This is a genomic window from [Bacillus] enclensis, assembly GCF_001456935.1.
GTDB lineage: Bacteria > Bacillota > Bacilli > Bacillales > Bacillaceae_B > Rossellomorea > Rossellomorea enclensis.
Window position 1 is genome coordinate 1 of the sequence record NZ_KQ758487.1, and the last position, 25,721, is coordinate 25,721.

The 25,721-nt window shown below is 44.8% G+C and carries 29 protein-coding genes and 1 riboswitch; of the genes, 20 read left to right on the forward strand and 9 right to left on the reverse strand.

What is annotated here, in order from left to right; genetic code table 11:
• Positions 1–50 precede the first annotated feature (50 nt).
• The 11 genes from AS034_RS23495 to AS034_RS22490 all read left to right on the forward strand — a co-directional run bounded on the left by AS034_RS23495 (position 51) and on the right by AS034_RS22490 (position 12,346).
• Positions 51–170 carry a hypothetical protein gene (locus AS034_RS23495; RefSeq protein ID WP_473243015.1) on the forward strand — a complete coding sequence of 40 codons (120 nt, stop codon included), beginning with the start codon at positions 51–53 and terminating at the stop codon, positions 168–170.
• Positions 171–630: 460 nt separating this feature from the next.
• Complete coding sequence (locus tag AS034_RS18270; RefSeq protein ID WP_032086497.1) at positions 631–1,482, forward strand: DUF72 domain-containing protein; 852 nt, start codon at positions 631–633, stop codon at positions 1,480–1,482.
• Between the two features lie 48 nt (positions 1,483–1,530).
• Positions 1,531–2,355, forward strand: a complete 825-nt coding sequence (locus tag AS034_RS18275; RefSeq protein WP_058299675.1) for a sulfite exporter TauE/SafE family protein — start codon at positions 1,531–1,533, stop codon at positions 2,353–2,355.
• A gap of 25 nt (positions 2,356–2,380) precedes the next feature.
• Positions 2,381–3,739 carry a bifunctional metallophosphatase/5'-nucleotidase gene (locus AS034_RS18280; RefSeq protein ID WP_058299676.1) on the forward strand — a complete coding sequence of 453 codons (1,359 nt, stop codon included), beginning with the start codon at positions 2,381–2,383 and terminating at the stop codon, positions 3,737–3,739.
• Positions 3,740–3,796: 57 nt separating this feature from the next.
• Positions 3,797–4,099: a YunC family protein gene (locus AS034_RS18285; protein WP_032086489.1), complete on the forward strand. Its 303-nt coding sequence runs from the start codon at positions 3,797–3,799 to the stop codon at positions 4,097–4,099.
• 528 nt (positions 4,100–4,627) lie between these two features.
• Positions 4,628–5,740 (forward strand): HD-GYP domain-containing protein, encoded by a 1,113-nt coding sequence (locus tag AS034_RS18295; RefSeq protein ID WP_058299678.1) that lies wholly within the window; start codon positions 4,628–4,630, stop codon positions 5,738–5,740.
• A gap of 101 nt (positions 5,741–5,841) precedes the next feature.
• Complete coding sequence (yunB, locus tag AS034_RS18300) at positions 5,842–6,564, forward strand: sporulation protein YunB (protein WP_232353721.1); 723 nt, start codon at positions 5,842–5,844, stop codon at positions 6,562–6,564.
• Between the two features lie 473 nt (positions 6,565–7,037).
• Positions 7,038–7,220, forward strand: a riboswitch (Lysine riboswitch).
• Between the two features lie 114 nt (positions 7,221–7,334).
• Positions 7,335–8,894, forward strand: a complete 1,560-nt coding sequence (locus tag AS034_RS18305) for a Na+/H+ antiporter NhaC family protein (RefSeq protein WP_058299680.1) — start codon at positions 7,335–7,337, stop codon at positions 8,892–8,894.
• 130 nt (positions 8,895–9,024) lie between these two features.
• The gene (locus tag AS034_RS18310) at positions 9,025–10,506 is read left to right on the forward strand and encodes a flavin monoamine oxidase family protein (protein ID WP_058299681.1); all 1,482 of its coding nucleotides are present in this window, start codon (positions 9,025–9,027) and stop codon (positions 10,504–10,506) included.
• 204 nt (positions 10,507–10,710) lie between these two features.
• Positions 10,711–12,237, forward strand: coding sequence for a sodium-dependent transporter (locus AS034_RS18315; protein ID WP_058299682.1), 1,527 nt, complete (start codon positions 10,711–10,713; stop codon positions 12,235–12,237).
• Position 12,238: 1 nt separating this feature from the next.
• Positions 12,239–12,346 carry a methionine/alanine import family NSS transporter small subunit gene (locus AS034_RS22490; protein WP_071620474.1) on the forward strand — a complete coding sequence of 36 codons (108 nt, stop codon included), beginning with the start codon at positions 12,239–12,241 and terminating at the stop codon, positions 12,344–12,346.
• A 412-nt stretch (positions 12,347–12,758) separates the two neighbouring features.
• Here AS034_RS22490 and AS034_RS18320 read toward each other — a convergent pair whose 3' ends face one another.
• Positions 12,759–13,751 (reverse strand): M23 family metallopeptidase, encoded by a 993-nt coding sequence (locus AS034_RS18320; RefSeq protein ID WP_058299743.1) that lies wholly within the window; start codon positions 13,749–13,751, stop codon positions 12,759–12,761.
• Positions 13,752–14,161: 410 nt separating this feature from the next.
• Between AS034_RS18320 and lipA the strand changes: the two genes are divergently transcribed.
• A complete protein-coding gene (gene lipA / locus AS034_RS18325) occupies positions 14,162–15,082 on the forward strand; it encodes a lipoyl synthase (protein ID WP_058299683.1) in 921 nt (306 codons plus the stop codon).
• Positions 15,083–15,135: 53 nt separating this feature from the next.
• Here the strand turns inward: lipA and AS034_RS18330 are convergent, their stop codons facing one another.
• Complete coding sequence (locus AS034_RS18330; RefSeq protein WP_052011404.1) at positions 15,136–15,858, reverse strand: YhcN/YlaJ family sporulation lipoprotein; 723 nt, start codon at positions 15,856–15,858, stop codon at positions 15,136–15,138.
• Between the two features lie 105 nt (positions 15,859–15,963).
• On the opposite strand from AS034_RS18330, the gene AS034_RS18335 reads away from it, so the two are divergent.
• Positions 15,964–16,239, forward strand: a complete 276-nt coding sequence (locus tag AS034_RS18335; protein WP_032086481.1) for a YutD family protein — start codon at positions 15,964–15,966, stop codon at positions 16,237–16,239.
• A gap of 41 nt (positions 16,240–16,280) precedes the next feature.
• Here the strand turns inward: AS034_RS18335 and AS034_RS18340 are convergent, their stop codons facing one another.
• Both AS034_RS18340 and AS034_RS18345 read right to left on the reverse strand, forming a co-directional pair.
• The gene (locus AS034_RS18340; RefSeq protein ID WP_058299684.1) at positions 16,281–16,589 is read right to left on the reverse strand and encodes a hypothetical protein; all 309 of its coding nucleotides are present in this window, start codon (positions 16,587–16,589) and stop codon (positions 16,281–16,283) included.
• Between the two features lie 62 nt (positions 16,590–16,651).
• Positions 16,652–16,921 carry a DUF3055 domain-containing protein gene (locus tag AS034_RS18345; RefSeq protein ID WP_032086479.1) on the reverse strand — a complete coding sequence of 90 codons (270 nt, stop codon included), beginning with the start codon at positions 16,919–16,921 and terminating at the stop codon, positions 16,652–16,654.
• A 140-nt stretch (positions 16,922–17,061) separates the two neighbouring features.
• Here AS034_RS18345 and AS034_RS18350 point away from each other — a divergent pair, with 140 nt between their 5' ends.
• From AS034_RS18350 to AS034_RS18360, 3 genes are all read left to right on the forward strand, one after another.
• Positions 17,062–17,499 carry a DUF86 domain-containing protein gene (locus AS034_RS18350; protein ID WP_058299685.1) on the forward strand — a complete coding sequence of 146 codons (438 nt, stop codon included), beginning with the start codon at positions 17,062–17,064 and terminating at the stop codon, positions 17,497–17,499.
• Positions 17,500–17,600: 101 nt separating this feature from the next.
• Positions 17,601–18,365: a TIGR01457 family HAD-type hydrolase gene (locus AS034_RS18355; protein ID WP_058299686.1), complete on the forward strand. Its 765-nt coding sequence runs from the start codon at positions 17,601–17,603 to the stop codon at positions 18,363–18,365.
• Positions 18,366–18,648: 283 nt separating this feature from the next.
• On the forward strand, positions 18,649–18,906 hold the full coding sequence (locus AS034_RS18360; RefSeq protein ID WP_058299687.1) for a helix-turn-helix domain-containing protein: 258 nt from the start codon (positions 18,649–18,651) through the stop codon (positions 18,904–18,906).
• Here the strand turns inward: AS034_RS18360 and sda are convergent.
• Positions 18,878–18,994: a sporulation histidine kinase inhibitor Sda gene (sda, locus tag AS034_RS23500; RefSeq protein WP_419184994.1), complete on the reverse strand. Its 117-nt coding sequence runs from the start codon at positions 18,992–18,994 to the stop codon at positions 18,878–18,880. The two genes, AS034_RS18360 and sda, sit on opposite strands and share 29 nt — an antisense overlap.
• Positions 18,995–19,261: 267 nt before the next feature.
• The gene (locus tag AS034_RS18365; protein WP_032086476.1) at positions 19,262–19,762 is read right to left on the reverse strand and encodes a phosphatidylglycerophosphatase A family protein; all 501 of its coding nucleotides are present in this window, start codon (positions 19,760–19,762) and stop codon (positions 19,262–19,264) included.
• A 226-nt stretch (positions 19,763–19,988) separates the two neighbouring features.
• On the opposite strand from AS034_RS18365, the gene yutH reads away from it, so the two are divergent.
• Positions 19,989–20,990: a spore coat putative kinase YutH gene (gene yutH / locus AS034_RS18370; protein WP_058299688.1), complete on the forward strand. Its 1,002-nt coding sequence runs from the start codon at positions 19,989–19,991 to the stop codon at positions 20,988–20,990.
• A 72-nt stretch (positions 20,991–21,062) separates the two neighbouring features.
• On the forward strand, positions 21,063–22,025 hold the full coding sequence (locus tag AS034_RS18375) for a 2-hydroxyacid dehydrogenase (RefSeq protein WP_058299689.1): 963 nt from the start codon (positions 21,063–21,065) through the stop codon (positions 22,023–22,025).
• Positions 22,026–22,067: 42 nt separating this feature from the next.
• On the opposite strand, the gene AS034_RS18380 is transcribed toward AS034_RS18375, so the two are convergent.
• Together AS034_RS18380 and AS034_RS18385 are read right to left on the reverse strand one after the other, a co-directional pair.
• Positions 22,068–22,523 carry a hypothetical protein gene (locus AS034_RS18380; RefSeq protein ID WP_141687767.1) on the reverse strand — a complete coding sequence of 152 codons (456 nt, stop codon included), beginning with the start codon at positions 22,521–22,523 and terminating at the stop codon, positions 22,068–22,070.
• Between the two features lie 210 nt (positions 22,524–22,733).
• The gene (locus AS034_RS18385) at positions 22,734–22,970 is read right to left on the reverse strand and encodes a NifU family protein (RefSeq protein ID WP_032086472.1); all 237 of its coding nucleotides are present in this window, start codon (positions 22,968–22,970) and stop codon (positions 22,734–22,736) included.
• 638 nt (positions 22,971–23,608) lie between these two features.
• Between AS034_RS18385 and AS034_RS18395 the strand changes: the two genes are divergently transcribed.
• Positions 23,609–23,935: a YuzD family protein gene (locus AS034_RS18395; protein WP_032086471.1), complete on the forward strand. Its 327-nt coding sequence runs from the start codon at positions 23,609–23,611 to the stop codon at positions 23,933–23,935.
• Positions 23,936–24,018: 83 nt separating this feature from the next.
• Here AS034_RS18395 and AS034_RS18400 read toward each other — a convergent pair whose 3' ends face one another.
• A complete protein-coding gene (locus tag AS034_RS18400; protein WP_032086470.1) occupies positions 24,019–25,086 on the reverse strand; it encodes an NAD(P)/FAD-dependent oxidoreductase in 1,068 nt (355 codons plus the stop codon).
• Positions 25,087–25,406: 320 nt separating this feature from the next.
• Here AS034_RS18400 and AS034_RS18405 point away from each other — a divergent pair, with 320 nt between their 5' ends.
• On the forward strand, positions 25,407–25,649 hold the full coding sequence (locus AS034_RS18405) for a YuzB family protein (RefSeq protein ID WP_032086469.1): 243 nt from the start codon (positions 25,407–25,409) through the stop codon (positions 25,647–25,649).
• The last annotated feature ends 72 nt before the right edge of the window (positions 25,650–25,721 follow it).

Below are 25,721 nucleotides of genomic sequence, written 5' to 3' on the forward strand. Positions count from 1 at the left end.
AACTTATCTATCGTTCTAGATTTAAAACAAGGGATGAAGCGACAAAAGTCATTAACCACTATATTTCAAACCGGTACAACGAGAGAAGAAAACATTCAAAGCTGGGGTATCTTTCCCCAAACAATTTTGAGAGAAATTATCAGCGTTCAAACCTGGACTCAATCTCATAAATTCATCTTAGGCGTTAGAGGCAATCAATCTTGGTTTTAGATTGATTGTTTCTAATGCCCCACCAAACGAAAGTGCGGTAGGGATTTCAGCTAAAACATTCTCATTTTTAGGTGTCCATTTTCTTGACAGAAGTCCAATTCCCCCTATATTCTTCGAATTTAGCTGATTATTCTTTCGATTTTGTGAATAATTCCGTCAATTGTTAAATATATCCAAAATAGTAGCGTGTCTGTGGAAGACTGGTGTTACTACAGGGACAGGTCCCCTTCTTTTCATAAGCCTTTCACAAAAGCCGGAAGACGCTGCATCTGTTTATTTCAGACTGTTAAGGGGAAGTGATTGTATATTGAAAGATTGTTTTCGAAAATAGTTCCAATCACTACGAATCCACATATTTCTTATGATAAAATGAAAAACAAACTGAAAGAAGTTCATCACTGTAAAAGAAGGTGAATACGGATGATTTATATTGGAGTGACCGGCTGGGGAGATCATGATACGTTGTATGATCACGTTTCCCCGCGGGATAAGTTGAAAGAATATGGTGCACACTTTCCGGTTGTGGAAGTGGATGCGAGTTTCTATGCCGTCCAGCCGATACGCAATGCCGAGAAGTGGGTGAGGGAGACGCCTGAAGATTTTAAATTTATAGTAAAGGCATATCAGGGCATGACCGGGCATCAGCGCGGTGATATCCCTTTTGAAACGAAAGAGGAGATGTTCCGTGCATTCAGGGATTCCCTTACTCCATATCTTGAAGCTGAAAAACTGGCGATGGTTCTTCTGCAGTTTCCTCCTTGGTTTGACTGCAACCGGGACAATGTCGCCTACATCAGATACTGTAAAGAACAACTCGACGATCTGCCGCTGGCACTAGAATTCCGCCATCAAAGCTGGTACTACCCTCAGTTCAAGGAAAAGACACTTGACTTCATGAAGGACCAAGGCTGGATTCACAGCGTCTGTGATGAACCGCAGGCAGGGGAAGGGTCAATTCCGAGAGTGACGGAGGCGACCCAGGAAGATGCCACGCTTATCCGGTTCCACGGACGCAACGTTCATGGATGGAATAAAACCGGAAGCGGTGATGAATGGCGTGAAGTCAGGTATTTATATCGGTACAATGAATCAGAATTAAAAGAGTGGATTCCCCATATCCATAAGCTTCATGAAGAGTCGAAGGATGTGTATATCCTCTTTAATAACAATTCCGGAGGGGACGCGGCGGACAATGCCAAGCAGCTGATCGACATGCTCGGAATAGAATATGAAGGGCTTGCACCGAAGCAGCTTGATTTATTCCAGGAGTAAGAAGAACCCGAGGATTGTTATTAAAATGAGAATTGGAGATGAAACACAGTGGAATGGATCGTATTGATAGGCATCGGTTTATTTGCGGGGACACTGGGCTCACTTGTCGGCCTTGGCGGAGGAGTCATCGTTGTTCCTGCATTGATTTATTTTGGTACATATACAGGCTTGCTTGATAATATCACCCCGCAGACTGCAGTGGGCACTTCGCTGCTGGTCATGATCTTCACCGGGCTTTCTTCAACCCTTTCCTATCTCAAGCATAAGACCGTCGATTATAAAAGCGGATTGATTTTCTTTGCTGGAGCAGGTCCGGGTTCGATCATCGGTGCTTGGGTGAACAAATATTTGAAAATGGAAGACTTCAATCTTTATTTTGGGATATTCATGATCGTGATGGCTGTCATCTTGATGGTCAGGGATAAACTGAAGCCAATTGAAACGTTTAAGAATGCTTCTTTTCAAAGGGAGTTCACCGATCCGTCAGGTAACACCTTTCATTACGGTTACCCGCCGGTGATCGGCGCGTTGATCGCACTCCTGGTGGGATTCACTTCAGGATTATTCGGGATCGGCGGGGGATCTTTAATGGTGCCTGCCATGATTTTGATCTTCCTGTTCCCGCCTCATGTAGCTGTGGCGACATCGATGTTCATGGTGTTTCTATCAGCGCTCGTCAGTTCGGGCACACATGTCGCCCTTGGGAATGTTAAGTGGCTGTATGCACTAGCGCTGATCCCGGGGGCTTGGTTCGGGGCGAAAATCGGCTCATTTGTGAACACCAAACTGGAATCCAAGGTCCTTGTGAGAGTGCTGCGGATCATTTTGATACTTATAGGATTACGTTTGATTTATCAGAGCATAACGGGATAACCTCCATCGGGAGAGTGAGAGTAACATGAAAGAAACTATTCATATCTACCATACGAATGACCTTCACAGTCATTTTGAACATTGGTCAAGGATAAGGGATTTTTTGAAAAAAAGAAAAGAATGGCATGTCACCGAAGGAGAAGAGGTATTTCTCTTCGATATCGGAGATCATGCAGACCGCTGGCATCCTTATTCGGAAGCTACATTGGGAAAGGGAAATGTCGGCCTTCTCAATGAAGCGGGGTACGATGCCGTCACGATTGGGAATAATGAAGGGATCACCCTCGATTACGAGGATTTGGAAAGCCTGTATAAAAACGCTGAATTTGATGTGATTGTCGGGAATCTGTTAAGCAGGGACAATAAGGTTCCCCACTGGGTGAAAACTCATCATATCTATGAAACGAGTTCGGGGTTGAAGGTTGCAGTCCTCGGACTGACCGCTTACTTCCTTCCTTTTTACAAGGCACTTGGCTGGAATATCACCCCTCCGCTTGAGGAGCTCAAAAAGCAGGTGGAGCTCGTGCAAGATGAAGCTGATGTGCTTGTGCTCCTGTCGCACCTTGGAATCAGGGACGATGAACTCATCGCCTCATCCTTCCCTGAGATTGATGTAGTTTTAGGCGCCCACACCCATCATATCCTGCATGAAGGGAAAGAAATAAATGGGGTGATGCTCGGGGCTGCAGGGAAGTTCGGTCATTATGTCGGCCATATGATGATTGAAGTGGATCCCGATAAAAAAACAGTGCTGTCCAAGAAAGCGCGTCTATACGCACACGAAGACCTGCCGAAGTCAGTTAATGAAGAGGAAGAAATGGAGCAATGGTACAGAGAGGGAGAACATTTACTAGAGACAGAAGTAGCCCATTTACAGGAACCTTTGCAAGCTGAATGGTTTAAACCATCACCGCTTCCAGGACTTTTGTGCGATGCCCTGAAAGAATGGTGCTCTGCGGATTGTTCCTTCTTGAACGCGGGACTTCTCATCGAGGGGTTGAATGAAGGGGCTGTGACGAAAAGGGATCTTCATCATATTCTCCCTCACCCGATCAACCCCTGCCTGATTGAACTGTCAGGAGCAGAATTGAAAGAGCTCATTAAAATGACCTTTAATGAAGAATGGCCGCATCTTCAGCTGAAAGGTCTCGGCTTCCGGGGGAAAATCATGGGTGAGTTCGTATACAGCGGGATTGCGTTTGAAGAAGAGAAACAAAAGATTTATATAAATGGGAGTGAAATCCTACCGAAGGAAACATATAAACTTGCCATCCCCGACATGTTTACATTCGGTCATTTTTTCCCAGACCTTGCGAGGCTGGATAAGAAATACTTCATGCCTGAGTTCCTGAGGGATGTCCTTGCCTGGAAATTAGGCGGGTGAATGGTTCACCGTTCTGCGGCTCCTCTCATACATATGAGTTGAGAGGAGTGATGCAGAATGATGAATCTTTCTCCAGTTACGATAGAAGGACATACCTTTTTAGCCATATCAGTGGAGCTGCCTAAAACCAACCTGCTCGTAGTCACGAGCGATAAGGGATATATCATGTGCGGTGCGCTGGATGTGGGACTGCTCAATGAAAAACTGAGTGACCGGGGAATCATTGCCGGCAGGGCGGTAGGGGTCAAAACGATTGATCAGCTTCTCGATGCACCGCTTGAATCAGTCACAATCGAAGCGGAAAACCGAGGAATCATTCCAGGTACCGTCGGCCGCGATGCGCTGTTGAAAATGTTATGATTTTGTTTGGATAAAGCTTCTGTGCCGGGTGCATGGGGGCTTTTTTGTGTTTTAGGGTCCGGCGGGAGACTTTTCATGGTGGAATTACGGCCGGGGGAGGGGTATTATCGGACATTGGAAAATTATATTATCAAAAACAGCCCGGTAATTATCAATAATCAGGATATATTATCAAAAATAGAAATATATTATCAAAACCATTATGTTGCCGCGTTTAATACCCGTCACTGTATCATCCCGCGCCACCAACCATTCTCTGCTTACCATCCACCCCAATCCACACTCCTCACCATCCATATTCACTACCCATAATCCACATTTCCTACCCGCTCCCCCGGTAAGCCCCAAAACCAAATAGCTGCAATCTCCACCCTATAAACTCCACCCCAAAAATAATTCCCTTAATATTCTTTCATGAATATTTCCTGTTTTTTGCATAAATTCAGGTTGCAACGCCCTTTTTATCCTTTATAATGGAGGTACTAGTAAAAAATGTCGAAAATTGAAAGAATTACATAGGAGAATTCTATGAGGCTGATATCAACTAGGGCTTTGAGGCCTGGAATGGTTATGGCGACAACTGTATATAATGTAAGGGGTCATGCACTGATCCAGCAGAACGTGGCAATCACAGAGCGGATGATTCGCAGGCTGCAGGAGCTTAACATCAGGTATGTCTATATTGAAGATGCTTTATCCAATGGGATTAAAGTGACTGAATCCGTACCTGGAAAAGTAAGGCAGGAAGCGGTCGCCAATATAGAAAGTGTACTCAGCCGGATCAATGAGGCGAAGATGCCCAGGAGTTTGAATGTCATAGAGGAAAGTGCAAGACAGCTGAAGAGTATAATCGATGTTGTGTTGAAGGAAGTTAAAGGAAATGATGAGCTGCTGACTGTCCTTACAGACGTCTTTTCCTATGATTCCTACGTATTTCATCATTCATTCAATGTAACGTTATATACTTTATCAATCGGGATCGAACTGAATCTTTCCCAAAAACAGCTTGAAGAGCTCGGCATCGGTGCGATTCTTCATGATGTTGGAAAGATGCTTGTATCGGAAGAGGTTCTCATGAAGCCCGGCAGATTGACAGAAGAAGAATTCGTGGAAGTCCAGAAACATACCGAGCACGGTTTTGACATATTAAGAAAGCTGCAGACGATCTCCCTGCTGGTGGCCCACTGTGCATATCAGCATCATGAGAGGCTGGATGGATCGGGTTATCCCCGTGGGCTTAAGGGTGAGGACATCCATCCTTATGCCAAGATCATCGCAGTCGCTGATGTCTTTGATGCGATGACCTCCAACCGGGTGTATAGGGAAGCAATGCTCCCTCATGAAGCGCTCGAGATCCTTTACGCAGGTTCAGGTTCATTATTCGATCCGAATGTGATCGAAGCGTTCAGGAGATCGGTCGCGATTTATCCGAACGGGATGATCGTTGAATTGAATGATGGGAAAAAAGGGATTGTAACGAGTCAAAACAGAGGGGTGACAGACAGGCCGGTCATCCGCGTGATCGAAGAAAAAGGGGAAGAATTGTATGCTCCTTATGAATTGGACTTAAGCACGGAGCTTGATAAAGTCATCACAGGTTTTGATGTCGATTATGAGCCGTCACCTAGTAAAATTAAATAATTTTTTTGCGTTAAACCCTCCTTAGGAAGCATAAGAATAGCTTGTAAGGGGGGATTTTTTTGTCTAAGTTCAAAACACACAAACCCCGAAGAGGAGGGCCCTTGCCTTTTCGCCATGTGATGATCATCACCATCATTTTCTTCATGTTTTCCACAGGGGCTGGTCTCTGGATCGTAAACCTGGGCTTGAAGCCGACCCTGCTTGCCTATGCCGAAACGCAGACGAGCAGAATCGGGACGATGGTTATCAATAAAGCGATCAACAAAAAGGTGGCCGGATCAATTGAACTGGAGGAAATAACGGAAGAAGTGAAAAATGCAGAAGGGGAGGTGGTCTCCCTCAGGTTCAATACACAGAATATCAACAGGGTTCAGGGAGAAATCACTAATTTGGTGCAGTTATATTTAAAAGATGCGGAAAAAGGGAATATCGAAAATCTCGAATACATCACGGATATTGAAATAGACGAGGATGGGACGAAAGCCGATGAAGGAATTGTCTATTCTGTCCCTCTGGGTCAGGCTACAAACAATGCATTACTAGGGAACCTGGGACCAAAAGTTCCTATAAGGTTCCATTCAATCGGGGACGTGCGATCGGATATCAAACACACGGTCGAAGAGTTCGGCATCAACAATGCCCTCGTCAAAGTCTATGTTACCCTTACCGTCAACGTCCAGATCATCATCCCGTTTGCAACTAAAACCGAAACCATCAAGCAGGATGTACTGATTGCCATGGATACCGTCCACCTGGATGTACCGCAATTCTTCAACAACAGCGGCGACGGCACATCCCCATCAATCGAAATGCCGACGAATTGATTCAGGAAGTACTTCTGGGATAAATATTTGCTTTTATCATAAGGAGTATTATTTATCTTAAGAAAACTTGTTGAAGGACTATACAAAAAACTTCAGCTGGATCCAGTAATTGATTGGAGTGCAAGACGAAGACTCCTGCGGGTAGAGCGGCTAATGTGAGACGTGTCCAGCTACGGCGGCTAGAGGCTCGAGATCATAAGTCAAGCAAGCCAAAAAGGCAAAGAACGCCTTTCCGGCATGCTCGCCTTATGCCATCCAGCTCTCTTCAAAGCCCCTCCGCTTTTCCACCCGCAGGAGCGAACGCGACGAATTGATGCTGCCCGCGGAAAGCGAAATCTTGCACGGAAATCAATTGCGACAATCAAGAATGGAAAAAACTGCCCTCACCCCATCTCGAATTAAAAGTTGTCAAAAAAGTGATAGTTTGATATATTTAAAAAGGAAATTTTAATATTATAACCACATCATCAATCCGATGGGGTAGAGGTGCAGGGTTCAAGAGTAAGCTGTTTGAGGATGACAACTGAGACAACAGATGAAAGGGAACCTTTGCCGAAGCAGATATGTTCGTCAAAAGCATATATGCTGGGGTTATCTTGAAGAAGGGTAACACTGTCATTATGGGGGACACTCTATAATGGGGAGCTACAGATCGTGATGGAGCACTTACATTACTCATTAAAGGTAATGATAGGATCCTCTATCATTACCTTTTTTATATTCCTCTGTCATGCTAATGGTTCCCCCCTATCAAGTAGGAGGAGGACATTATGGAAAACACGATTTATTCAATCATCCCGCCCCTTTTAGCCATCCTGATGGTTATTCTGACGAGACGCGTACTGCTCTCGCTGGGTGTAGGGATCATCGCTTCAGCACTTCTTATTACAAATTTCTCTATCACAGGTACAGCCGCTAAGATATGGGAGGCCGTCAAAGGTATTTTCGTCGCAGACGGCGGATTGAACACATGGAATGTGTACATCATCTTTTTCTTATTGATTCTTGGCATCATCACTGCATTCGTCAACATCTCAGGCGGAAGCCGCGCATTCGGTGAATGGGCGATGAAACGCGTGAAGACCAGAAGAGGCGCGCAGCTGCTCGCAGCCGTTTTAGGTATCATTATTTTTATTGATGATTATTTCAATGCGCTTGCGGTCGGACAGGTTGCAAGGCCCATCACGGACCGTCACAAAATTTCACGTGCGAAACTTGCTTATATCATCGATTCGACATCAGCTCCGGTCTGTGTCGTATCACCGGTATCAAGCTGGGGAGCATATATCATCGGAATCATCGGTTCGATCCTTGCGACTCACAGCATCACCGAGTACACGGCATTCTCTGCATTTATTCAAATGATCCCAATGAATCTGTATGTTTGGGCAGCGCTTCTGCTCGTATTGGTAGTAGCGTTTAAAGGCTTTGATTTCGGTAAAATGAAAGAGCATGAAGACAGGGCAGTCACGACAGGGAATCTGTATGATCCAGACAAGGAAATCCCGGGAGAACTGAAAAATGATCTTCCAGTCAGCTCCAAAGGGACAGTCGGTGATCTGGCATGGCCGATCATTGCGCTTGTCGCCGGAACCGTCGGCATGATGCTATGGACAGGGTATAAGGCAGTCGGAGCCTTTGACATCATCCCGGTGTTTGAAAACACGGATGTAACAAAGTCACTATTATACGGCAGTTTATTTGCACTGGCGATTGCACTTATTCTTTTCTTCCGTCAAGTAAGCTTGAAGGGTGTGGAAGGGAGTGCAGTCGGGACAGCGGTAGTGGAAGGAATCAAATCGATGCTTCCTGCCGTGTATATCCTTATTTTTGCATGGGCCATCGTTGCGCTGATCGATGAGCTTCAAACAGGCACGTACCTTGCAGGGCTGGTTGAAAAATCAAACATGCCAGTCGAGCTGCTTCCAGTACTGTTGTTCTTGGTCGCCGGTATAATGGCCTTCTCTACGGGTACTTCTTGGGGCTCCTTCGGGATCCTGCTTCCGATCGCTGGCGAAATTGCAGCGGCGACAGACGTAAGTGTATTACTTCCTGCGATGGCAGCCGTATTGGCAGGTGCTGTACTCGGAGATCACTGTTCACCGATTTCCGATACGACGATCCTGTCCTCGACAGGAGCCGGAAGCAATCACATAGACCACGTATTGACACAGCTTCCATATGCTCTTATCGGAGCACTGGCGGCTTCCATCGGATATCTGGTATTAGGATTCACGGGAAGCACACTGCTTGGTCTGATCGTAGTGGTTGTGATCATCGTGGGACTTGGTTTACTGAAAGGAAAGAATACGGAATCAGCCGTTTCATAATGTAAGAAAAAGAAACCAGAGGCAGAATGCTTCTGGTTTTTTTTGTCCTCTCCTAAAGAAAATAAGCCTTTCGCCCATATTCTACCAGAGATTCTTTTTTCATAAGAATAGGAGAAAAGGGGGCAGAGATATGCTGACAGAGGTGGAAGGCTTTAACGATTTGATCTATCCCGATGATTTGTTATCGATCATCCGAAATGGTTTTAAACATTCGTCCAAGCCGAAGAAGGTGCTGATACTCGGAGCTGGACTCGCTGGTTTGACGGCTGCATCCCTGCTTAAGAGGGCCGGGCATGAAGTCACTGTCCTGGAGGGGAATAACAGGGTGGGAGGTAGGGTTTATACAGTAAGGAAACCTTTTACTTCAGGTAATTACATTGATTTTGGAGCGATGAGAATTCCTGAGAACCACGCTTTGGTTTTTGAATACATCAAACGCTTTAACCTGCCCGTAAACCGCTTCATCAACTCATCTCCGCAGGATTTGATCTTTGCGAATAATGTCCTTACCACTAAAGATGAATATAAAAGAAATCCTGATATCCTGGGTTATCCGGTTGAAGAACATGAAAAAGGGAAAACTGCCGCAGAGCTTTTCCTAGAGGCGACGAGACCATTCTTAGATCTGTATATGAGCAGTACACCTGAAGAACAGAAGGGTTTAAGAGAGGAGTATTCAATCTACTCGATGGGCGACTACCTGACTTCCAACCCGCTGGGAAAACCCCTTTCAGACAGTGCCATAAGAAAGATCGGTGTCATGCTGGGCATCGAAGGATTCCCCGGTTTTTCGTTCATTGATATTTTGACCGATATCATTTATCCGATTTTCAGTGAGGAAATATCCTTTTATGAAATAACGGGAGGCAATGATCAGCTGCCGCGTTCTTTCATCAGTGAGCTGCAAAATGAGATCAAGCTCAATCGGAAAGTGGTGAAGATCATTCAGAAAGAAGATGGTGTCTGTGTACGGACGTTGAATCCCCATTCAGGCAAGAGGTCGAGTTACACGGCGGACTATGCCATTGTCACGATGCCCTTTACGGTCTTTCAGTTCGTGGACGTAGTCCCTCATGAATCGATTTCATTCAATAAATGGAAGGCGATAAGGGAAGTGAATAATGTCCAGGCAGTAAAGATCGGCATCGAATTCAAGACCAGGTTCTGGGAGAAATCCGGGTTTGGAAATGCAGTCACCGACAGCCCTTTGAAGTTCAGTTATATTCCGAGCCATGGCATCGGTTCAAGCGGCCCGGGGGTGATGCTTGCAAGCTACAGCTGGGGTAATGATGCCGTATTATGGAATAGTCTGCCCGATGAAGAACTGGTGAGGGTTACCTTGAAAGATTTAGCCAAAATATATGGAAACATCGTCTATTCTGAATTTATTCAGGCTGTCTGGTTCAATTGGGGACAAAATCCATACTCAGCCGGGTGCTTCACACTATTTACACCGCAGCAGCAGAAGAACTTCGATAAAATCTCCCGGGAACCGGAGGGAAGGCTTCATTTTGCAGGGGAACATACTTCTTCATTCCATGGCTGGATGGAGGGGGCGATTGAATCAGGGGTAAGGACTGCTTATGAAATCCAGCATAGGGAGGATGTATAAATTGCAAGCTGAAAAAATATTCGACAAAAACCGCGGTATATAGTCGTTTTGAACCATCCAAGCGGACTTTACAGTTAAAACAGCAAAATTTTGCTTTGACAATTGTCCTAGAACTAGCTATACTGACTTTAGATTAAATAATCTGAAAATAAAAAAATTTCAATTACCTTATTATTGGTAGTTGAAAAGCTTGGGGGGACCAACATGGAAAAACGTGCCCAGTTTGGAACACGTGCAGGATTTATCCTGGCAGCAGTAGGATCTGCAATCGGGTTGGGGAATATTTGGCGTTTTCCGGCCGTAGCGTATGAAAATGGCGGAGGAGCATTCTTCATTCCTTATCTTTTTGCTCTCTTGACTGCCGGTATTCCATTATTAGTATTAGAGTTCACGATAGGTCATAAGTACCGCGGATCAGCACCATTATCTTATTTCCGTATGAACAAAAAGACGGAATGGCTTGGATGGTGGCAGGTACTCGTGGCATTTGTCATCTCGACCTATTATGCCGTCATCATCGCTTGGGCAATGTCTTACAGTGTCTTTGCCTTTAACAAGGGCTGGGGGGACGACACGGAAGGATTCCTGTTCGGGGAGTATCTTAAGCTTTCTGTCGATCCTGGACAAACCGGCAGCATCGTGGGCGGAGTATTCATCCCGCTTGTGCTTGTATGGATCATCACTCTCGGAATTCTGTTCAAAGGTGTAAAGAAAGGTATCGAAGTGGCGAACAAGATCTTTATTCCCGCACTTGTCATTTTATTCTTGATCATTGTGGTTCGCGCATTGACTTTACCTGGGGCACTTGATGGACTTGATGCATTCTTCAAACCGGATTTCAGTAAGATCGCAGACCCTGGTGTTTGGGTGGCGGCATACGGCCAGATCTTCTTCAGCTTGTCGATTGCATTTGCCATCATGATTACGTATTCAAGTTATCTTCCAAAGAAATCGGATATCACAAATAACGCCTTTATCACAGGGTTCAGTAACTCAGGTTTCGAGCTTCTTGCCGGAATCGGTGTATTCGCGGCACTCGGATTCATGGCTCAGTCCCAGGGAGTCGCAGTGGAAGATGTCGTGAGCGGCGGAGTGGGCTTGGCATTCGTTGTCTTCCCTCAGATCATCAATGAATTCCCGGCATTGAATGGGTTGTTTGGATTTTTATTCTTTGCATCCCTCGTTCTTGCAGGGCTGTCGTCACTGATTTCGATTTCTGAAACATATGTGGCTGCAGTACAGGAAAAATTCGGCTTATCACGTACAAAAGCCGTAGCGTTCGGCGGAGGACTTTCAGCTGTAATCTCGATCTTATTTGCAACGCAGGGCGGATTGTATTTCCTCGACGTTGCAGATTACTTCATCAATCAATTCGGAGTGGCGTTCATCGGATTGGTAGAAGTGGTTGTCGTGGCATGGTTCCTGCGCAAGATCAATACATTCAGAGATCATTCTAACGGCATTTCCGATATCCAGCTTGGCGGATGGTGGAAAGTATGCCTCGGCGTCATCACTCCGATCGTGCTCGGCTGGATGATGTTCGGATTATTCAAGATGAATCTTCTTAAAGAATTCGATACGGATACCGGAAACTATGAAGGTTACTCAAATGCTTTCATCCTCTACAGCGGGTGGTTCGTAGCAGCATTCGCATTGATCGTCGGTGTGGCATTCACCTTTAAGCGCTGGCATTCAAAGACAGAAGCTGAAAGCTATAAGGAGGTAAGCTGACATGAGCGGTAGTGCAATTGTAATGTTGGTTGTCGGTGTCGTCATCATATGGGGAGGCCTTGCGGCAAGTATCGCGAACGCGGTGTCCAAATCAAAAAAAGCATCCTGATTTTAAGAAAAAGCAGCCGGTTGAAATGTCAATCGGCTGCTTTTTTTGTAACATTAAATTTTGTGACAAGAATACTTGATCCAACGATCTAATTCACTTTCTTGTTCAGAGCGTATTGATTGCACATTTTATCTTAGTCCTTTTCAGCGGTTGATTGGAGTGCAAGACGAAGACTCCTGCCAAGTGTAGCTAATGTGAGACTAGTCCAGCTCCAGCGGCTAGAGGCTCGAGGTCATAAGTCAAATCGTCCGAAGGCAAAGAGCGCCTTCGTGGTCGATTCGCCTTATGCAAACCGCCTCTCTTCAAAGCCCCTCCGCTTTTTTTTCCGCAGGCTTGCCGAGGAGGCTCACGGGCTACCCATCAGAAAGCGAAGTCTTGCACGGAAATCATTAGCGTTGTTGAGAAAAGAATGTTACCTCTTCCTGCTTTTCATCCGGTCCTGTCTCTCCCATTGACGCAGATGCGGATAAGGATCAAACGACCATTCTGTCAATCCGTTATCCTTATACATACCGTAATGGAGGTGAGGCGGGAATTTACCGGATGTTCCCGGCGGTCCGTATCCCGAGCTGCCCACTCCGCCGATCATCATACCCGGTTCAACGACCTGGCCGACTTTAAGATTTTCAGAAAAACCGCTTAAATGGGCAAAGTAATGATAGGTATTGTTGATATCCCTGATTCCTATTCTCCATCCGCCATAGCGGTTCCAGCCTTTCATCTCGATAATCCCATAGGATGTCGCTCTTACCGGTACCCCATAGTCTGCAAAAAGGTCCGTTCCTTCATGGATACGGCGTCCTCCCCACCCGCGTGCATCACCCCATGTATTCTTATAGCTGTAGTTGAACCGGAGCGGCAGGGGAAATGCTTTATCATTGAGGTGAATCGTGCCGAAATGCTTATAGATTTTGGCTTTTCCCATAATGATGCTGACTGTCTTATCGCGTTTGTAATAATCCCATAAGGCCAACTTGAAATTATCGCGGTCAATTCCGTACTGCAATACATAATCCGTAAAGGCGGCAAGGATATCTTCATCGCTTTTGATACTTGCCTTACCGTCCATATCCCCGTCCCTGCCAAAGCCATTGAATAACGTGATCGTCCTCGGATTGTCATCTCCAGGCTTAGGATTCAAGGGACCTGCCCATCTTTCAGGGTCAATATAGATGGAAATGAAAGAAGTGGGCTTTTCTCTATCTTTTCGCGCAAAGCGCAGGCTCCGTTCATACTGATCGACTGCAGCAAGATAATACCAGGGTATATGAGTGAGTGCTTCACTTTTTTGAAATAATTCCATTCTTTTTGTGTGGATTTGTTCTTCTGACAACTTTTCTTCTGCCTTTGTCTTTACTGGACTCGTGAAACAAAAGAGCAGGATCAGTGCCAGGGCTAATCGTATATACAAGGTCAATCACCCCAACTTAGAGTTCTATCATTAGTTTGCGACGAGCATTTAGGATTCATAATCATCAATAAATGGTAAAAGGGTAACATGCTTGTTTTCACATTTTTAGTATGATAAAGTGACAAAAGGAGTATATTGATGATGGCTTTTTTTACATAGAAGGAACGATCAGTAAGCGTTTCACTCTTACATAGGGCTGTTTTCTAATTACTGTTGCATCTCGTTCATGATTGCGGGGACTGAATAGTGCGTGTTTACGTGCTCTTTTCGACCTTAAGCTAAAAAGAAAAAGGGACGTACATTGGAAAATATCCATGTGCCTGTATTTTCCTGTCTGTAAGCAACAGTGAATGCGAAAAGGGCTTTGCCTAAATCAGAAATTGTTAGGATTGGAGATGAGGGGTATGACGAAGAAAGACGAATATATTCGTAAACCGGATTGGCTTAAAATCAAGCTGAATACGAATGATAACTATATGGGCTTGAAAAAAATGATGCGTGAAAAAAATCTTCACACGGTATGTGAAGAGGCAAAATGCCCGAATATCCACGAATGCTGGGGAACCAGAAGAACCGCCACATTCATGATCCTGGGAGACGTTTGTACACGTGCCTGCCGTTTCTGTGCGGTCAAAACAGGGCTGCCGAATGAACTGGATCTTAAAGAACCTGAACGCGTAGCCGATTCAGTCCAATTAATGAATCTGAAGCACGTGGTCATCACTGCCGTTGCCCGTGATGATCTGAAAGACGGCGGGTCTCAGGTATTCGCCGAAACGGTGCGTGCCATCCGCCGTAAGAGTCCTTTCACTTCCATTGAAGTACTGCCTTCAGACATGGGCGGTGTGTTTGATAACATCAAGACATTGATGGATGCCAAGCCGGATATCATGAACTACAATATCGAAACGGTACGCCGATTGACTCCAAGAGTCCGCGCCCGTGCAACATATGACCGTACGCTCGAATTCCTTCGCCGTGCTAAAGAATTGAATCCAGACATCCCGACGAAGTCCAGCATCATGGTGGGTCTTGGGGAAACGAAGGAAGAAATTCTTGAGACATTCGATGATCTTCGTGCCAACAATGTGGATATCGTGACACTCGGTCAATATCTGCAGCCGACGAAGAAACATTTGAAAGTACAGAAGTACTATCATCCTGATGAATTTGCAGAGCTTCGTGATGCAGCGATGGAAAAAGGGTTCAGCCACTGTGAAGCCGGGCCGCTTGTGCGTTCATCTTATCACGCGGATGAGCAAGTTAATGCAGCCGCAAAAGCGAAACAGGCAGCAGGGGAAGAAGAGCTTAAACAAGAGGTATAAAAAGAAAGGACTGACTTTTTAGTCAGTCCTTTTTCAAACCTTGTTCATTGCATCTAGTCCGTCATTGTCTCGGATTTATCGATGCGTTTTTGATTGGTTTTATTGATTTGATGGACGTCATCTTCACCCATATATTGTTCGTCCATCATCTCGCCGTTGGCATTTTCGCCGGTACTGACGTTTTTCCCCTGTGGAGAAGCCTTAAGCATCTGATCGATTGTATCATCAATGGATGTATTGACGTTTTTGCTGTCGCTGTCCATTTTTGCCAGGTTCTCGACATTCTGCATCAAGTTAGGGTCATCCGTTACATACACATGGTACCAGCGCGGTACGACTGATAAAGCGGTTTTCTTTACCTGATCGGCTATATTGAAACGTTCATCCTTGCCTTTTTTATCCGTTTTATAGGAAATCAATACTTCTTCATCCGTAACAAGTGTTGCACAATCATCTACATTCGGTATAGCCACGCTCATTCTGCTGATGCTGTCGGCAACCTTCTCCCTGTCTAAGCGGTACATATTTTTATTTGAAATGGCCTGTCCCTGTACAGGACTTTTCTGCTGTCTTACAAAACCGAAATCTTCGCCGTTTTTCTTGGCATTGTTGCTGACATTCTCATTATAAAGCTCTTCCTGGTCATTTACATTGATGGTATTGCCATTATCATGGAACATTTCTTCGTTCGCAGTGTCGATCCCGCTGCAGGCAGCACCAAACAATGAAAAGGTTAATACAGTCGTGCCCAGAATATATTTGTTCAATTGAAGCACCCCCCTATTTATTAGGGTAGCCAACTCAAATTACAATTTTTCATAGTAATTAATGGACAATCCGTTATAATTTAAGTAAGGATAAGCATGAAAGAGGTGGATGGAATGATCTGTGTACAAAACATATGCTATGAAATCGTCGAGGAATTCAGGGACGGATTCAATGAAGAGGCATTCAAGGAGCGGTACAGTGACATTTTAAATAAATATGACTATATCCTCGGCGACTGGGGATACGGGCAATTGCGCCTGAAAGGTTTTTTTGATGATCAAAATCAAAAATCTTCATTTGACACAAAAGTAAGCACCCACAAGGATTATCTTTATGAGTACTGTAACTTTGGCTGCGCTTATTTTCTTTTGAAGAAAGTAAAAAAGTAAGAAGGGAAGGGGACATCTCTCGTGAAGAGATGTCCCTTTTATTATTTATTTTCATTCTCCGTGTATGGCGGTTCTTCATTACGTTCGGGGTCGGCATGAACGGGGTGTGCGCCAGGCTCCTGACGGGGGATATCCTGGTGCAGGGTTTTATTTTCATAGTTGAATGCACTGTAATAGCGCTGTCCTTCTTCCCATTCCGTGCTTTTGTTCTCAACAGGAGTGTATTTACCCCGGGGTGATCCGTAAGGTCCTTCAGGAAGTGTCTCCGGTACAAGGAAGTTTCTCTGCGTCTCTACATTCGAGAAATCACTGTATACTTCTTCTTCTTTGTCGCGGTCTTCTTCATTCATCTTATCTCCCACCTTTCTTAGAAATAGTATGTGAGGGGAGGGAGATGTTCATTCCCGGGATGTTAAAGAATCGTTTCGCTCAAGAATTCCCTCAGCTCGGCTGCTTCTTCTTCGGTGAGCTTATACACGCTTTCCAGGTAGCCCGGCTCATCAAGGTCGTCACGACCGATGATGGCGAAACTGCTTCCCTGAAGGTCGAGTACAAGTGACTTTCCATAATATCTTTCAGTTTGGGTGATGGCTAAATCATAGCGCTGATTCTCCCCCATGAAACTCACAAACCTCGTCTTGGTCTGCTCTGTATCATCATATAAATAAAAGCGTTCTGTCATCATGATTTCCTCCTTAAATTCTTTGCCTTTCATCATCATAACAAACTTAGGGCCGGGTTTGCAGAGAAGAAGCCGCTATATAGACCGCACGCAAATTATGTTAAACTATATGTGGATGTTATTCAGAAGAGGTGAACAAAATGTATTTCGTGGACAGAGACAAAATTGAAGAACGATTAGTGTATATGAATGATCAGTTAAGTGTATTCAACGCTGGCTCCACATGGGAATCAACCGTTGAAACGCTCGCCCTTGAAAGAATCGGGCATACCTTGATTGAATCGGTCCTGGATGTTGGAAACAGCATGATCGACGGGTTCATCATGAGGGATCCCGGCAGTTACGAGGATATTATCGATATCCTGCTGGATGAAAAGGTGATCGACGAGGGTATGAGCAAGGACCTGAAACGTCTGATCGATCAGCGAAAAATACTTGTACAGGAGTATACAAAAGTCGATCGAAATGAACTCAATGAAATCCTGACTGAAGTAAAGCCTACACTTGAACAGTTTCCGGTTCATATCCGCCGCTACCTGGAAAACGAACTCGGACCTGTATCAGCTTTCAAAAATTAATACATTCAAAAGCGCTTCCTATATGGAAAGCGCTTTCTGCTTATAATGAGATTTTTTTACTGAAAACAATACATACTATAATAATTAAATGGAGGTACATCATGAAACAATATAAAGGGTATTTAATCGATTTGGACGGAACTATGTACCGGGGAACCGAAGTCATAAAAGAAGCCGGGGACTTTGTGCGCCGCCTGCAGGAAAAGGGGCTGCCGTATCTGTTTGTGACCAATAATTCCTCGCGCCGCCCTGAACAGGTGGCTGAAAAGCTCCAGGCATTCGGGATCCAGGCAGCCAAAGAACAGGTTTTTACCACCTCGATGGCCACTGCTCAGTTCATTGCCGGCAGAAAGCCAGGCAGCACAGCTTATGTCATCGGTGAGGAGGGGATCCGGTCTGCTCTTCAGGAAAAAGGCATCACGCTTCAGGACAAGAATCCGGACTTTGTCGTTGTAGGAATTGACCGCGATATCAATTATGAAAAACTTTCCCTTGCCTGTCTCGGAGTACGGAATGGAGCAACATTCATTTCAACAAATGGGGATATCGCCATCCCCACAGAAAGAGGTCTGCTGCCTGGAAACGGGTCGCTGACTTCCGTTGTAACGGTTTCCACTCAAACTCAGCCGATTTTCATCGGAAAACCCGAATCCATCATCATGGAGCAGGCACTGGAGGTGCTTGGGGTTTCAAAAGAGGATACATTAATGGTCGGCGATAATTACGATACGGATATCAAAGCAGGTATGAATGCAGGCATGGATACTCTGTTAGTTCATACAGGAGTGACAACGAAAGAAATTTTGGAGAAGAAGGATGACCAGCCTACTTATGTGGCCGACACGCTGGAGGAGTGGGATGTATAGAAAGGGGGAGGGAGATGGACACTTAGTCTATCGCCCTTTTTTGATTTTTAAAAATGAGATTCCAGCATTTCCAGGTTAGACATCTCTTTTTTATCTAGGTAAAATAGAACAGGGAAATGAAAGTTATTTCCTGAAATATGATCAAAAGGAGGGGAACGTAAAATAAATTGCCGGGGAATGTTTTAATCATGCTATGCAGGGTAGAAGGGTAAGAAGGATATGTATGCATATCCGATCCTATTGACTCTGTTAGTTGGGGAATTTGAAAAAGGTAGTGTGAAATATGAGTATTACTGAGTTGATTGGAAAGAACATCAGAAGGCACAGGCGCGCAAAAGATATCACGATTCAAGAGCTTAGCAAGAGAAGCGGGTTGACCGTAAATTATATCTCCCTGATTGAAAAAGGAGATGCAAATGCATCCATAAACAAAATTCATGCGCTGATACAAGGATTGCAGCTGAAGTGGGAGGATATCATTCCCACTCGCGAAGAAGAGATGACGCTTAGGGCTACTTCTTCTGACGAGTTGACAGAATGAGGTTTCTATGAGACATTTCCAGCTTGATCATTTGAATGAATTCTTTGTCCAATTGTAATGCATTTGCTTTTTTGAACGCTTCTACCAAGGTTTGATCACTGAGTAGTTTTATCTTACATTCACCTCAGTCCCATTCATTGTTGCGACCAATGAACAGGCGAAATTAGCCGTACTCGTGATAGCCTTTATAAAGAGGAAAGAAGTCATAATATTACAATTATATTTTTAGTAATTACAACTATATTTGTAATTATATCGGATAATTTTTGCGTGTGCAACTTTAAAGTGTTAAAAAAAGAAAAATTTACCAAATAAAAACAGACCTCTTCAAATGAGTGTCTGTTTTTTGGTATGCCTATTGCTGTCCTTCATTCCGATGGGCAAGACGACTTGAGGCTGCTGCAGCAATGGCACCGACGATATCATCCAGGAAAGTATGGCACATGCCGGAAGATTTATCATTCAGCTTTTTCAAAATACCAGGTTTTTGTTTATCGATGAAACCGTAATTCGTAAAGCCGATTGATCCATAGACATTCACGATCGAGAAGGCAAGGATTTCATCAACTCCATATAAGCCTTCATCCACTTCCACAATCGCCTGCAGCGGTTCTTCAAGCATTTTCTTTTCTGCCAGCCGGTCCAATTGTATACCTGTTAGAATGGCATTTTGGACTTCCCGCTTGGTCAGGACCCTTTCCACGTTATAAATGCATTCTTCCAGTTCCAGGTCAGGATGGTATTTCTGCTGAAGGTACATAACTAAATTGGCGATGTCTTCTATTTCGACCCCTCTTTCATGGAGCCATCTCCTTGAGGTCTCTTTTAATATGTCCATTGATTTTTTGTCCTTCATCCTATTCACCTTTTCTGTTTATAAATAGTATTCAAGCATCAGAGCCTTGTTTTTTACTCATATGATTCCATTTTGGAAAATAGACATAATAATAGCTTCTATCCCCATTCATGCCCATCAGTACAAGGTGATATTCCTTGAAAGGTTCGATTTCATATAAAAATATCGATACGAAGGCAGAGGTGCCATGGAGATGGCCGCTTTTATCAAGATAGGAGAGGGTATTATGTCACAAGACCTTTTAGCAAAACATTTCGGTTTGACACCCGAGCGCGCATTCTTTGACGGTGTGATGGACCGCTACATGGCGGGCGGATTATTATATAGTATTGTCAGTGTTTCAGATGTGGAACAGGAAACACTGGTCGAAATGTATAAATTGACGGAGCATATGAAGACCCAGGGGGACCGCTATGTTTCTTCGTTTGTCCAGAGTAAGGAAGGGCGTTTTCTTGTAACGGAAAAAAACCAGGATTATGTGGTGGTCAGTAATGAAAATCTGCCTCCTGTTGCTGGCGGCAAAGTGGGAAGGAAGCTGGGGAAATTCCACTTTCGCGGCCGGCTTTTCGATGAAAAAGTGGAGAAGATCAGCAGGATGGGACAGTGGAAGACGTTATGGGAAAGGAGGCTCTCACAGCTGGAAAAAGCCTACTATTCGGTGATTGAGAATCAGCCGGCAGATGAGTTTGAAAGGAGATTTGTAGAAAGCTATCCCTATTACAATTCGTTATCGGAAAATGCCATTCAGTATCTGGTCGACACAGAGCTGGATGAAGACCCAAAGCCTGAAGATGCCGGCACAATCTGCCATGAACGTTTCCAGAACTCGACCTGGGGAACCGAAAGCTGCATCCATTTCCCGTTTCACTGGGTATTTGATCATGCCAGCCGCGATCTGGCTGAATGGGTCAGGGAACAATATCACTTGAAGAATCAGACATTCCATCCCGGTCTGCAGGAATTCTTAAGGGAATATGGATCAGTGGCACCGCTCTCGCCTTTTGGATGGCGTCTGTTGTATTCAAGGATCCTTTTCCCCCTCCATTATTTTGAATGCATAGAAGAGTACTATATTTCACAGTCCGACGGGCAGAAGAAAGCCGCAGAGGATAAGCTTGATCGCTATTTAAAAAACTCCAATCATTATGAAGCCTTTTTATCTGACTTTTATCACCTGTCAGAGGTTCCGGTGAAAAAATGGGGGATCCCATTGGTAGGCTGGCTTTAAGTCATGATCCCCTTCATGAAAACCCTTTTATGATACACTAAAAAGAAACATGAGTGAAAGAAGGGAAGCAGGATGAAGCCATCTATCTTTATCACGAGGAAACTGCCCCAGGCTGTAATTGAGCCTTTGAATGCGGAATACCAGGTAGAAATGTGGGAAAAAGAAGACGTGCCGGTTCCCAGGGACGTCTTGTTAAAGAAAGCAGGGAGTGCCTCTGCTTTGATCACCATGCTGTCTGATCAAATGGACGGGGAGCTGCTTGAACATGCGTCCTCATTGAAGGTTGTTGCGAACCTGGCAGTCGGGTACGATAATATCGATCTGCAAGCAGCAAAAGAAAAAGGCGTCATCATCTGCAACACACCCGATGTATTGACTGATACAACCGCTGATTTGACCTTTGGATTATTAATGGCGGCCGCCCGGAGGATCGTGGAGGCTGATCGTTACATAAAAGAGGGCAGGTGGAAAAGCTGGTCCCCGCTCCTTCTTGCCGGAGCGGACATCCATCATAAAACGATCGGGATCGTCGGTATGGGGAGCATAGGGGAAACCGTGGCAAAAAGGGCAAAAGGATTTGATATGAATATCCTGTATCATAACCGTTCAAGAAAGCCGAAAGCTGAAGAAGGGCTGGGCGCTGTTTACGTATCAATGGATGAACTCCTGGCCCAATCTGACTTTGTCGTCGTCCTTGCACCGCTGACCCCGGAAACGGAAGGCCTGTTCCAAAAAGAACAATTCCAGGCCATGAAAAAATCTGCCTTCTTCATCAATGCGGCACGCGGGCCGATCGTGAATGAAGAGGCATTGACAGAAGCGCTTAAAAAAGGTGAAATCGCAGGAGCGGGACTCGATGTGTTCGTTGAAGAGCCGATCGATTCCAATCACCCGCTCCTGCAGCTTGACAATGTGGTCGCACTGCCGCACATCGCCAGCTCGTCGATTGAAACCAGGACTGCTATGATGAATCTGTGCGTACAGAATGTAATGGCTGTTTTAAAAGGGGACGAGCCCCGTACCCGGGTGGAATGACATACAAAAAACACGCATGACGCCATGCGTGTTTTTTCTTCCTTATACAGGAACTGCCTCTTCTTCAACAGCCTTATAATAAGGAGCGAGCGACTGCCGCTCAATCTCTTCGAGGAAAGCCGGTGCCACATCATATAGAATTGTGCGGGCAAACTTCCATGCATTTTCTTCAATCCGGAGCATCAGGCGGCTTCTTTCTTCTTTATCAGCTTCATCCAGTCTGCCGGCAAGTACTTCAAGTCCATTGTCATGCGCATGCCCCATTTCATGTGCAAGGACTACTTTAAAATATTCAGGCAGGCATTCAGCTTCCCCATACATCCTGAGGCATTGCTCGGTGACATTATCAGTGTACATCGTAATCGAGTGGGTGTTCATACTGTACTTCCCGCCTACAAGGCGCTTTCCGGGAAAGGTACACTCCAATATCACATTCATTCTAGAATCCAAACGGGCTAACAACTCATCTACAATCTGTTGATATCTCTCTTTAGTCAATTTCTCACTTTCTCCCCTTAAAAAACAAATCTGAATCATTATAAGATGTATATGAAAAAAAGAAAACGGCATGCTATAAAAAGATGTTGGAATAAGTGGAATTAATTGGTTTTTAGCTTGGTTTAAGGGCCGGGCATTCGCCGGGGGATAGAGCTTTGCGGGCATAAAAAAGATGACTCAACATTACTTGAGTCATCCGTAAGTTCAAAATTAGAAAACTTGTTCTACTTCAACAATTCCAGGTACTTCTTCGACTAGTGCACGTTCAATACCAGCTTTAAGTGTAATTGTTGAACTTGGGCAGCTTCCGCATGCGCCTAACAGACGCAGCTTCACAATGCCGTCTTCCACGTCAACCAGTTCACAGTCCCCGCCATCGCGAAGTAGGAACGGACGTAATTTATCTAGTACTTCCTGTACGGAATCAAATTGTGCTTGATCAGCCATCTTTATCTACTCCTTTCCTTACTCTCTATTATAATGACATATCTGTAAAAAATCTATCAACCCGCAAACAATTGGGAATTTCTTTTTTGGGGATACAGTTCTTAACACCGCTGCCCGATTCCGTGGAAGACTTCGCTTTCCGCGGTTAGCCCGTGATCTTCTTCATATTAACGGAACCCTTGTTGATTTGGTTGTATTTTTAAGCAACCAAGTATAGTGAGGCTCATTTGGACAATCTCAACTTATTTGATTCAATTAATACCGCTATTGATTTCCGTGCAAAACTTCGCTTTCCGCGGGCGGACCATAAGCCTCCTCGTCGCATGCGCTCCTGCGGGGTCTTATCTGTCTCGCTTTTCCCGCAGGAGTCTGCGTCTTGCACTCCAATCAATCGCTGGAACCGGTTTTGAAGATGGATAAGTGCAGCCAATTTCATACTGAAAAGATGGATTATCCAATTTTTATTGTTCTTGATCCTCCCTTTCTTTGGTGGAACAAACATTTTATCTTTCCGTATAAAGGTTCGGTCCATTATCGTCATCTTATCAAATATTTGCTGTGAAACAGCATTTGTATTCCCACTTTGCTGATTTTTTTGTAGAATGATGGTATGAGGGGAATGAAGGGGAGATGAGAGTATGGAACGTAAACCGGTTGAGATTCATGTGTATGGGGCTGAGATTATTTGTCCAAGTTGTGTGAATATGCCGTCATCGAAGGAAACGTATGAGTGGCTTGAAGCTGCGGTGGGCCGCAAGTATCCTGATCAGCCATTCATCATAAAATATATAGACATCTACAACCCGCCGGAGGATGAAGCCGCCAGAAGCTTCGCCGAAAGAGTGATTGAAGAGGATATGTTCTATCCGGTTGTCCTCCTGGAAGGCAACGTGGTCGGGGAAGGGAATCCCCGTTTAAAGACAATTTACACGGAGCTTGAGAAGTATGGGTATAAGGCTGTTTAAATAAGAGTATGGAAGACTTTCCTTTAAGGAAGGTCTTTTTTTAAAAAAAGAAACCGCCGGTCACAGGCGATTTCTTCGTCCATTCATCCATTATGATACTTGTACATCCATAAAACACCTGATTTCAACAGGCGGGCGACGCGTCCTGTGATGGAGCGCTCGTTCACCAGTCCGAATCCGTGCTTCTTACCAAGTGAGCCCAGGATCCCCTTTAATTTGATCTTAGGCAGTTCATCCGGCAGGGGTTCATCTTTCCAGCGTTTCAGCAGGATCTGGACGATCTGCTCTGCCTGTCCTTCTGCCAGCTGTGCACTCGGAGCTTGCGGGAGACTCGCGCAGTCCCCGACAACATAGACATGTTCATCGTCCGGGAGATTATGATATTTGGAAATCACAACGCGCCCGCTTGAGTCTTTTTCAACTTCCATTTCACGGACGACACGTGTCGGTTGAATCCCGGCAGTCCATACGATGGCATCGCAGTAAATCTGCTCTTCGTGGTTATGAAGCGTGTTGGGCTCCACTTTTGTGATATTTGAATTATTCACGATTTCTACATTGTTTTCTTCGAACCAGCCGTGTACATAAGAGCTCAAGCGTTCCGGGAACGCATTCAGGATACGGGTTCCGCGGTCAAAAAGCTTGATCTTAAGATCGGAACGGCTTTCTCGCAGTTCACTGGCCAGCTCGATGCCGCTGAGTCCAGCTCCGACAATCCCGACAATGGAGCCGGCCGGAAGATTATTGAGTGTTTGATAAGTTCTTCGCGACTTGTCGATCGTCTGGATGCTGTATGTGAATTCGTCAGCACCAGGAACGTTATGGTATTTATCTTCACAGCCAAGGCCGACGACAAGGTCATCGTAAGGGACAGCCTCCTGATCCTGAAGATGAACAAGCTTATTTTTCGTATCAATCTTTGAAATTTCTCCGTACACATAGGATAAACGATCATGCTCCGGGAATGATACGCGTACATGATGATCGGATATCGTGCCTGCTGCCAGAGCATAGTACTCCGTTTTCAAGCTGTGGTATGGATTGCGGTCAATTAACGTAATGGATACATCTTCCGGGAGTTGGTTCGGTAACAAGCGGAGAAGGACTCGCATATTGCCATATCCTCCGCCAAGCAGCACTAGTTGTTTCATGATCATTTCCCCTTTTTGGCACTCAGCAATTTTGTTGGAATAAAATTTTATGTAAGATTCTCTACCGGGACAGAAGCAAAAGCTCCACCTTGATAGAGGCGAAAGGACGGCTGTCCTGAAAAGTAAGCATTTTCAATATGATTCATAATTGCATCGTTTTTTCAATAAATAAACCTATTAACATTAAAAGTATATCGAAATAACCTCGTTTTCACAACAGAAATAAGGGAAATAGTTCACAATCTGTTATACAGATATACCATGCGCAATGATTGACGGGCGAATTAAAAAAAGGTAGCATTACAGAGAGTAGAGAGGTGATGAAATTGCTGCCTATTATCGAATTTTGTATCAGTAATTTAGCGAGCGGAGCGCAAAAAGCGCTTGAAATATTAGAAAGAGATCCAAACCTCGACGTCATTGAATACGGCTGCCTGGGCTACTGCGGGAAATGTGCGTCATCTTTTTACGCATTAGTGAATGGAGAGCCCGTTGAGGGGGATACACCAGAAGAATTGGTGGAAAATATCTATAAGCACCTGGAAGAAAATCCGATGTTTTAATATGCAGAAGCTGATCCTTTGGGTCGGCTTTTTTTGTTTTGAGGAAGGAATTGGAAGAGTTGTGGTGAATTA

What these genes read in the sequence shown, in the direction of transcription:
- AS034_RS18270 (WP_032086497.1), top strand. Translation starts at nt 631, where the DNA reads ATGATTTATATTGGAGTGACCGGCTGGGGAGATCATGATACGTTGTAT.
- AS034_RS18280 (WP_058299676.1), top strand. Translation starts at nt 2,381, where the DNA reads ATGAAAGAAACTATTCATATCTACCATACGAATGACCTTCACAGTCAT.
- AS034_RS18285 (WP_032086489.1), top strand. Translation starts at nt 3,797, where the DNA reads ATGATGAATCTTTCTCCAGTTACGATAGAAGGACATACCTTTTTAGCC.
- AS034_RS18295 (WP_058299678.1), top strand. Translation starts at nt 4,628, where the DNA reads ATGAGGCTGATATCAACTAGGGCTTTGAGGCCTGGAATGGTTATGGCG.
- AS034_RS18305 (WP_058299680.1), top strand. Translation starts at nt 7,335, where the DNA reads ATGGAAAACACGATTTATTCAATCATCCCGCCCCTTTTAGCCATCCTG.
- AS034_RS18310 (WP_058299681.1), top strand. Translation starts at nt 9,025, where the DNA reads ATGCTGACAGAGGTGGAAGGCTTTAACGATTTGATCTATCCCGATGAT.
- AS034_RS18315 (WP_058299682.1), top strand. Translation starts at nt 10,711, where the DNA reads ATGGAAAAACGTGCCCAGTTTGGAACACGTGCAGGATTTATCCTGGCA.
- AS034_RS22490 (WP_071620474.1), top strand. Translation starts at nt 12,239, where the DNA reads ATGAGCGGTAGTGCAATTGTAATGTTGGTTGTCGGTGTCGTCATCATA.
- lipA (WP_058299683.1), top strand. Translation starts at nt 14,162, where the DNA reads ATGACGAAGAAAGACGAATATATTCGTAAACCGGATTGGCTTAAAATC.
- AS034_RS18335 (WP_032086481.1), top strand. Translation starts at nt 15,964, where the DNA reads ATGATCTGTGTACAAAACATATGCTATGAAATCGTCGAGGAATTCAGG.
- AS034_RS18340 (WP_058299684.1), bottom strand. Translation starts at nt 16,589, where the DNA reads ATGAATGAAGAAGACCGCGACAAAGAAGAAGAAGTATACAGTGATTTC.
- AS034_RS18345 (WP_032086479.1), bottom strand. Translation starts at nt 16,921, where the DNA reads ATGACAGAACGCTTTTATTTATATGATGATACAGAGCAGACCAAGACG.
- AS034_RS18350 (WP_058299685.1), top strand. Translation starts at nt 17,062, where the DNA reads ATGTATTTCGTGGACAGAGACAAAATTGAAGAACGATTAGTGTATATG.
- AS034_RS18355 (WP_058299686.1), top strand. Translation starts at nt 17,601, where the DNA reads ATGAAACAATATAAAGGGTATTTAATCGATTTGGACGGAACTATGTAC.
- AS034_RS18360 (WP_058299687.1), top strand. Translation starts at nt 18,649, where the DNA reads ATGAGTATTACTGAGTTGATTGGAAAGAACATCAGAAGGCACAGGCGC.
- AS034_RS18365 (WP_032086476.1), bottom strand. Translation starts at nt 19,762, where the DNA reads ATGAAGGACAAAAAATCAATGGACATATTAAAAGAGACCTCAAGGAGA.
- yutH (WP_058299688.1), top strand. Translation starts at nt 19,989, where the DNA reads ATGTCACAAGACCTTTTAGCAAAACATTTCGGTTTGACACCCGAGCGC.
- AS034_RS18375 (WP_058299689.1), top strand. Translation starts at nt 21,063, where the DNA reads ATGAAGCCATCTATCTTTATCACGAGGAAACTGCCCCAGGCTGTAATT.
- AS034_RS18385 (WP_032086472.1), bottom strand. Translation starts at nt 22,970, where the DNA reads ATGGCTGATCAAGCACAATTTGATTCCGTACAGGAAGTACTAGATAAA.
- AS034_RS18395 (WP_032086471.1), top strand. Translation starts at nt 23,609, where the DNA reads ATGGAACGTAAACCGGTTGAGATTCATGTGTATGGGGCTGAGATTATT.
- AS034_RS18400 (WP_032086470.1), bottom strand. Translation starts at nt 25,086, where the DNA reads ATGAAACAACTAGTGCTGCTTGGCGGAGGATATGGCAATATGCGAGTC.
- AS034_RS18405 (WP_032086469.1), top strand. Translation starts at nt 25,407, where the DNA reads ATGAAATTGCTGCCTATTATCGAATTTTGTATCAGTAATTTAGCGAGC.